This is a genomic window from Bartonella sp. AA1HLJMS (assembly GCF_042197445.1).
Lineage (GTDB): Bacteria > Pseudomonadota > Alphaproteobacteria > Rhizobiales > Rhizobiaceae > Bartonella.
This window is the reverse complement of sequence record NZ_JBHIRW010000045.1, coordinates 1-7,280: the sequence shown is the minus strand read 5'-3', so window position 1 is coordinate 7,280 and position 7,280 is coordinate 1. Positions and strand designations below refer to the sequence as shown.

Below are 7,280 nucleotides of genomic sequence, written 5' to 3'. Positions count from 1 at the left end.
TGTTGGGTTGATGAGGCAGAGCCCGTTACAGAGACAGCTTGGCAAACGCTTATACCGACTTTGCGAGAAGAAGGAGAAGGATGGCGGGCAGAGTTATGGGTGACATGGAATCCATTACGAGAGAATGCCCCCGTTGAGAAGCGGTTTCGCTTTTCAGACAATGAGGCAATTAAGCGTGTTGAGATCAACTGGTCAGACAATCCGAAGTTTCCCAAGATCTTGAATGAAGCACGATTGGATGATCTGAGAAACCGTCCAGAGACCTATAAGCATATCTGGGAAGGGGATTATCTGAAAGCGGTTCAAGGTGCTTATTATCAAAAGGAAATGTTGGCAGCCGAGCAAGAGGGGCGGATAGGGCGTGTTGCTCGTGACCCTTTAATGCAAATACGTGCTTTTTGGGACATTGGGGGGACAGGCGCCAAGGCAGATGCCACGGCGATATGGATAGCACAGTTTGTGGGGCGAGAAATCAGAGTGCTTAATTATTACGAAGCACAGGGGCAGCCTTTATCGGAACATATCGGTTGGTTGCGTCACAATGGTTATGAGAAGGCATTGATGGTTTTGCCCCATGATGGTGCGACCAGAGACCGTGTGCACAATGTGAGTTTTGAGAGTGCTTTAAATGATGCGGGTTTTGAAACGCAAGTGATCCCTAATCAAGGGGCAGGGGCGGTTAAGATGCGTATAGAGGCGGTGCGGCGTATTTTGCCGTCTGTTTGGTTTAATGAAGAGATGACGGTAGCAGGGCGCAAAGCACTGAATTGGTATCATGAGAAATGGGATGAGAAGCGCGGCATTGGTTTGGGTGCAGAGCATGATTGGTCGAGCCATGGGGCGGATGCCTTTGGTTTAATGTGCATTGTCTATGAAGCACCCAGTGTCAAACCCAAGCAAGAGCGTTATTGCACTATGGAAAGAGAAGCGGCATCATGGATGGCATTCTAGATCAAGACTTTCAAAAAACGACAATCCTCGATGAATATGAAATCTATAAGCGTTTAAAGTCTTGGTACGCAGAAGATATTGAACATGTTAATGAATGGCGTGAACAGGCGCGTGAAGATTTTGATTTTTATAATGGTCGTCAATGGGCAGAGGAAGATCTTGCGGTTTTAAAAGAGCAACGCCGTCCTGTCATGACTTTTAACCGCATTGCACCCCTTGTGAATGCTATTGTTGGGGCGGAGCGTAATAATAAGCGCGAAGTACAGTTTCAACCACGGCAAATGGGAGCGGCAATACCCAATGAATTGCTTACTGGAGCAGCAGAATGGTTTCGTGATGAGGCAGAGGCGGAATATGCCGATTCCGATGCTTTTCAGGATATGGTTATTTGCGGTATGGGCTGGACAGATACGCGGCTTGATTATGATACAGATCCCGAAGGGATACCTGCTGTTCAACGTTTAGATCCCTTAAAAATGGTTTGGGATGCCAATGCTGTAAGACCAAATCTCATTGACGCACAGCGTATGTGGTATGTTGATCGCAAATCCGTTGAGGATGCTAAAAGTCTTTTTCCTGATGTTGCTGTTGAAGATCTTAACGCCGATTGGGCTATCGATAGTACAACCGCTTCTGAGGATTCTCATGTGTCGCTTGATGCGTATCAAGATGACTCCAATGCGACTTCTCTCTCAGATCCGTATTCTGGGAAACGCTATGTTACGCTGGTTGAATGCCGTTGGTTTGAATATGAGACCACTTACAAGGCGCCTGATCTTCAAACCGGCCAAATGCGCAACTATAGCAAACAAGAGTTTGAGCAGCTGCAAAGGGTAATGCCACAACTACAAGGGGTGTGTTTTAATAAAAAAGTGGTGAGACGCGCTTTTCTAGGACGACGTCTTTTAGTAAAGCCCGATAAGCCATTAGCACCTGATGGGCAACTTGGGTGGGAGTGTATCACGGGCACGCTGGATAAGCTTAAAAACCAGTTTTACGGGATTGTTCGCCCCGCAAAAGATCCACAAAAATGGTCGAATAAATATTTTAGCCAAGTGATGTATATCCTTAATAGCCAGTCTAAGGGCGGCTTGATGGCAGAACGAGACGCTTTCGATGATGATCGCCAAGCCATGGAAAGCTGGGCGCGAACGGATACGATTACTTGGGTTAAAAATGGCGCGCTTACAGGAGGGAAAATTCAACCAAAGCCAAGTGCACAATTTCCCAATGGATTTTTCCAGCTGTTTAATGAATCGCGTGAAGCGATAACGCATGTAACAGGGTTATCGGCTGAGTTTATCGGAACACGGGAGGTCAACCAAGCCAATGTGCTGGAAAATACACGCCGGCAATCAACGCTTAATTTGCTTGCGGGGCTGTTTGATAATCTCAAGCTTTATCGGTGTAGGCAGGGAAAGATTATCCTTTATCTCATTCAGAATTATCTCTCTGATGGGCGTTTGGTACGTATTTCTGGACCAGAAAATGCGCAGTATGTTCCATTAACACGTGAAGCTGTCACAACGCTTGAATACGACATTATTGTTGATGATTCACCGACAAGCCCCAATGAAAAAGAGAAAACTTTTGCGACAATTACGCAGATGTTGCCATTGCTTGGTGGCTTCTTAACACCGGAGATGATTCCAGATCTTTTAAAGCTTTCCCCACTACCGGCAACATTGGTAGCAAATTTAACCGCAAAAGCACAGCAAGCACAACAAGAACAACAGCAACAGCAGATGATGCAACAAAGCCAAGGGGCACAATTAACTCCAGAGCAACAAGCAAAGATTGCTGTTTTACAGCAGGAAGCGCAAGCAAAGAGCACACTCTATCAACTTGATGCGCAGCAGAAACAAGCGGCATTGCAGCAGAAAAATGTCGAACTTTTTTTAAAACAAGAACAAGCGCGCATGCAGCTTGAGTTGCAACAGGCAAAAAATGAGATAGCGCAGCGTGATTTAGAACGCACAGCTTTACAGGCACAGTTGGAACACTATCGAGTTTTGACAAAAAATATAATAGCACACTGAAGGGACAGAATATGGAAGAAGAGTTTACGCCTGAAGAACAAGCAATCTATGATGAACATTTTTCTAGCGATAATGCTGTTGAGTTGGTCGAGCCTGAACAAGTTGAGGAAGTTTTTGATGCAGAGGAAAGTTCTGAACAGCCAGCTGTAGAACCACTTCAAGAGCAGCCAAATTCTGGTGTAATAGAATCTGATAAACTAGAGCAAGAGCGGCAAGCACGCCAAAAGGCAGAACAAAGCGCCATTGAAGCGCGTGAATTGGCTATTGAACTTGCGCAAAAATATGCCGCAATGCAGGAAGAAATCACGCGCCGTCGTGAAGAAAATATTCCCTCCCTAGAAGATGATCCACAAGCACATGTTGCATGGCTTAGTCATAAGGTACAAGAACAACAGAAATTGCTTGATGAGTTTTCTCATATGAGAGAGAACCAAGAGCGCATGAGTCAAGAGGAATATGAACGCCAAAAGTTAGGGGATTATTTCGAGGAAGCCAAAGCGCAGGTACAAGATAAATATCCAGATTTAGACAGTATCACGGACTATCTCTATGAAAGAGCAGACAGTGTTTTACAAGCGCAAGCAAGCCTTTATCCGCAATGGAAAGACCCCGCAGCACGGCAACAGCAAATTGGTGCTGAATTGCGCCAAATATGCCAGCAGTGTCAGAAAGCTGGTATAAACCCAATTGAGGTGCTGGTGCAAAAAGCAAAAGCTTTTGGCTATAGTGGAGCGCCCGTTAAGGACGAAGTGGGAGCCCTTCAAGAGCGTTCTCAAGCAGCGCGGACGCTTACAGCGCGCGGCGGACAAGTTCCAACAGGCGGTATGGATGTGAGAACGCTCTTTTCCATGCCGGAAGCCGAATTTGCTGTATGGGTTGAGAAAAATCCCGAAAAATTTGAACAAATTATGAGCAGAGCGTGAGATGTGCGTGGTGACGCAACAGAGAGAACCAAGTGATTTTTATCGTTTGGTTATGCCGCAAGGCGAGTTTTAAAAACCAAGAAAGGCATTGATTGAAATGGCAGTAACACAGGTAAATCTTAATGACCCATTAGCCGTTGGCGTTTGGGCTAAGATGCTAAACACAGAAACTTCAAAAGCGTTGCCCATTGCACCGCTGATGGGAAAAGGCAAAAACAGCATTATTCAAGTATTGGATATGCTAGGAAAATCCGCTGGTGACTCTGTGACGAGCGGATTAAGAGTCCAACTTATGGGGGATGGCGTTAGCGAGGGACAAACGCTGGAAGGCAATGAAGAAGCCCTCCAATTTATGAATGAAACGGTGCGTATTAACGAGCTTTCTCATGCTGTACGCGTAAAGTATGAAGGCACCATTGATCAACAACGTGTTTTATTTAATTTACGAACAGAAGCAAAGGATGGGTTGGTTGATTGGTATGCAGATCGCTTAAGTTTGATGTTCTTCATTCAGGCAGCAGGGTATACAGCACCATGGATTCACTTCGAAGGACGCACCATAACCCTTAAACCCGTACATTATGGTTTTAATGCTCCATTAGAGCCAAGCAAATTGCGTATTATTCGTGCCAATAAGAAAAAGACTGATGAAGAGCTTACAAAAGACGATGTTTTTACATTAGATCTTATAGATCAGGCTGTTGAACGCGCAAAACTTGCTAATCCACGTTTGCGTCCGGTTCGTGTTGATGGAAAATCGGCATATGTGATGTATCTCCACCCAACACAGGTAACTCAATTGCGTACCAATACAAAGAGCGGGCAATGGTTAGACATTACCAAGGCAGCTTATGATGGCTCTGGAGCTAAGAACCCAATTTTTAATGGTTCTTTGGGGATGTATAACGGTGTCATTTTGCGTGAAGCAGAGCATGTCCCCAATGGTGTTAATTCAAAGACACAAGAGCCTGTTCCCTCTGTTCGTCGTGCTGTGTTGCTTGGTGCGCAAAGTGTTATCATGGCTTATGGGCGCGTTGGCAATGGAGCAACAGGAGGCGATGGGAAAGGGGGAACACGCTATAAACTTGTTGAAGAACTGTTTGATTATCAACGTGAATTTGGGGTTGCAGCTAAAACCATTATCGGCATGAAAAAATCACGCTATACCTTGCCGCATTCTGATCAAGGGGGGCAGGATTTTGGTACGATTGTTATCCCTTCTTTTGCCGAAGCAAGCTAATTATTAAAGGATGACAATTATGGCAGAAAAATCGCTAATTACACAGGAACCTGATGAAATCGTTGAAACCATTGAGACTATTGGCATGACAGATGAGGGATTGCCACCTGTTTTGCAGGGACGCAACAACTCTACGCAGCAGGTTAGTTATTTACGGGCGCGTGTTAAATGTACAGACCAAGGGTTGATAACAAAAATTGGCGTTCTACCCCGAGGGGCTTTTATAAAAAGTATTACAGCTTATACCATGGAGGATTTTGAAGATGTAACAGCTACATTTGGAAAAGAGCCTCATGGTAATGATTATGGAGATATAGGGCTTCGGCAATCTACCGATGGCAATTTGTACCTTCCTATGGAGGAACGAGATGTTCCATTAGAAGCTGAAAGTACGATTTACATGACACGAGACAAGAAAAGCACCAAAGGTGATGCTGAGGTGATTGTTGAGTTCGATAACATATTATGCATAAAAAACCAATAAAGTCAATAGGTTGTGTGAAATTATTTTATATGAATCCACTTAAGAATCCACACTTTTATGCATGATTCATTTGATCATTTTTTATATAAGATTGCCATGCATGAATAGACCATAAAAAGCAAATCATGATACAAATATTATAACGCATGTGTGCATTCAAATGAAATGAAAAGCAGCTATCATTCATAACAGTTTATAAATCTTATGATACGTTTTTATCACAGTACAAATCACATTGTTTAAAATTTAGTTGTTTGGAATTATCGATAACATACGTTTAAAGATCACATCTTGTTTTAATGATTGGATTGTTAATCGCATGATAAAAACAAAATTAACGGTCCCCAAAATTGGGGAGCGCAAAATCTAAAGATGTTATAGTATCCTATAAGAAAGTAATCATTTAAAACTTTTATAAGCTTATAGGTTTAATTTATAAAGATTGCATAAAAGGATTTAAAGACAAGATCACTTTTAAAACGCTTTCTAAAAGTTTAGAAAATGATAAGTAATCAGCATAAATATAATATCATGACATATAGAATGAAAATCACAATGTTATGTCTTATGAAATCAAAAGCTTTTTAATGATATAATGCAAGCAAGAAAAATTTAAAACCATTGTAACATCATAAGGCATGGGATTTTACTCAATTTTGAGTCAAAAGCTGTAATATTTAAAGAATGCTCTATTCTAAGATAACGAGCTCGAATTTGAGCTGGTTGATTTTGCCAACTCAAAATTGAGCCGGCTAATATTTAAAGAAATTATCTTTTAATGAAAAGTACAAATACGCTTATGAGAACCTCTTTAAATGCACGTTTAAACGTTTGAAACATAAAATGAGATCTTTATAAGAAACGTTAAAACTTTTTTTTATTACAGTTATAACTTAGTTATCATTTGCTCTTAAGAACGTTTCATTTATGAAAAATGAAGATCTAGATTTCACAGCAGAGCAAAATCTTAAAAACCTTACACTTTATAAAAGCGTTTGTTTATTTATCTTATGAAAAGCTGCTTTTGAAACCTAACGCTCGTAAATGTAAAAAGAACGTTTTTACAAGACATTCACTTAATATGCATTTGCTTTTGATTGGATTGATAAAGCTACCGAGCGTTTTGATTTGTTTGATACGTTTGATAGCCATAACAAGCGTTTTATAGGCTCTCTCATTCAAATGAGTGATTAAAGATCATACGCACATTTACGTTTCTTTTGATAAGTTTTCATATCTCTCATAGAGCACTTGCAATATGATACGTTTTGTATATATGCATTCATTACTCCATTGTGGATGATTATTTTTTATCATTATAATCGTTATTTGAAAGCCGCGTCATATCATTTGGCACGGCTTTTTTTATTTTACTCTCTCTTTTATGATATGTTTATAGCAATGCATTTTATATGCGTTTATAACCATAAAGAAGGCACGTCCCCCATGTCTCTTTTTATTCTGTTTTATCAGTTATATTGACAACATTATCCCTTTCATACACCTCACATTTTTTTGGAACCAACCTTACTTTGCTTTTTTTATTGATTTTTGCATTGCCATAAACACGCCCCCAGATCGTTGCACAATATGAGATTTTAGCATTGCCATAAACAGAGCCATAAATCTCACAAGAGCCACTC

Annotated in this window: 5 protein-coding genes and 1 pseudogene; 5 read left to right on the top strand and 1 reads right to left on the bottom strand. The window is 41.4% G+C overall.

What is annotated here, in order from left to right; translation table 11 throughout:
• The 5 genes from ACFIQE_RS08130 to ACFIQE_RS08110 form a co-directional block, all read left to right on the top strand.
• Positions 1 to 951, top strand: a 951-nt coding sequence (locus ACFIQE_RS08130) for a phage terminase large subunit (RefSeq protein ID WP_375707505.1), incomplete at its 5' end; no start/stop codon positions are given.
• Entirely contained in the window at positions 936 to 2,990 is a 2,055-nt protein-coding gene (locus ACFIQE_RS08125) for a portal protein (RefSeq protein WP_375707504.1), read from the top strand. The genes ACFIQE_RS08130 and ACFIQE_RS08125, both read left to right, overlap by 16 nt.
• Before the next feature lie 11 nt (positions 2,991 to 3,001).
• Positions 3,002 to 3,913, top strand: a complete 912-nt coding sequence (locus ACFIQE_RS08120; protein ID WP_375702917.1) for a hypothetical protein — start codon at positions 3,002 to 3,004, stop codon at positions 3,911 to 3,913.
• Between the two features lie 97 nt (positions 3,914 to 4,010).
• Positions 4,011 to 5,153, top strand: coding sequence for a N4-gp56 family major capsid protein (locus tag ACFIQE_RS08115; protein ID WP_375702918.1), 1,143 nt, complete (start codon positions 4,011 to 4,013; stop codon positions 5,151 to 5,153).
• A 19-nt stretch (positions 5,154 to 5,172) separates the two neighbouring features.
• The gene (locus tag ACFIQE_RS08110) at positions 5,173 to 5,637 is read left to right on the top strand and encodes a hypothetical protein (RefSeq protein ID WP_375707503.1); all 465 of its coding nucleotides are present in this window, start codon (positions 5,173 to 5,175) and stop codon (positions 5,635 to 5,637) included.
• 1,456 nt (positions 5,638 to 7,093) lie between these two features.
• Here ACFIQE_RS08110 and ACFIQE_RS08105 read toward each other — a convergent pair.
• Positions 7,094 to 7,280: pseudogene (locus ACFIQE_RS08105) on the bottom strand (hypothetical protein); the annotation flags it as partial.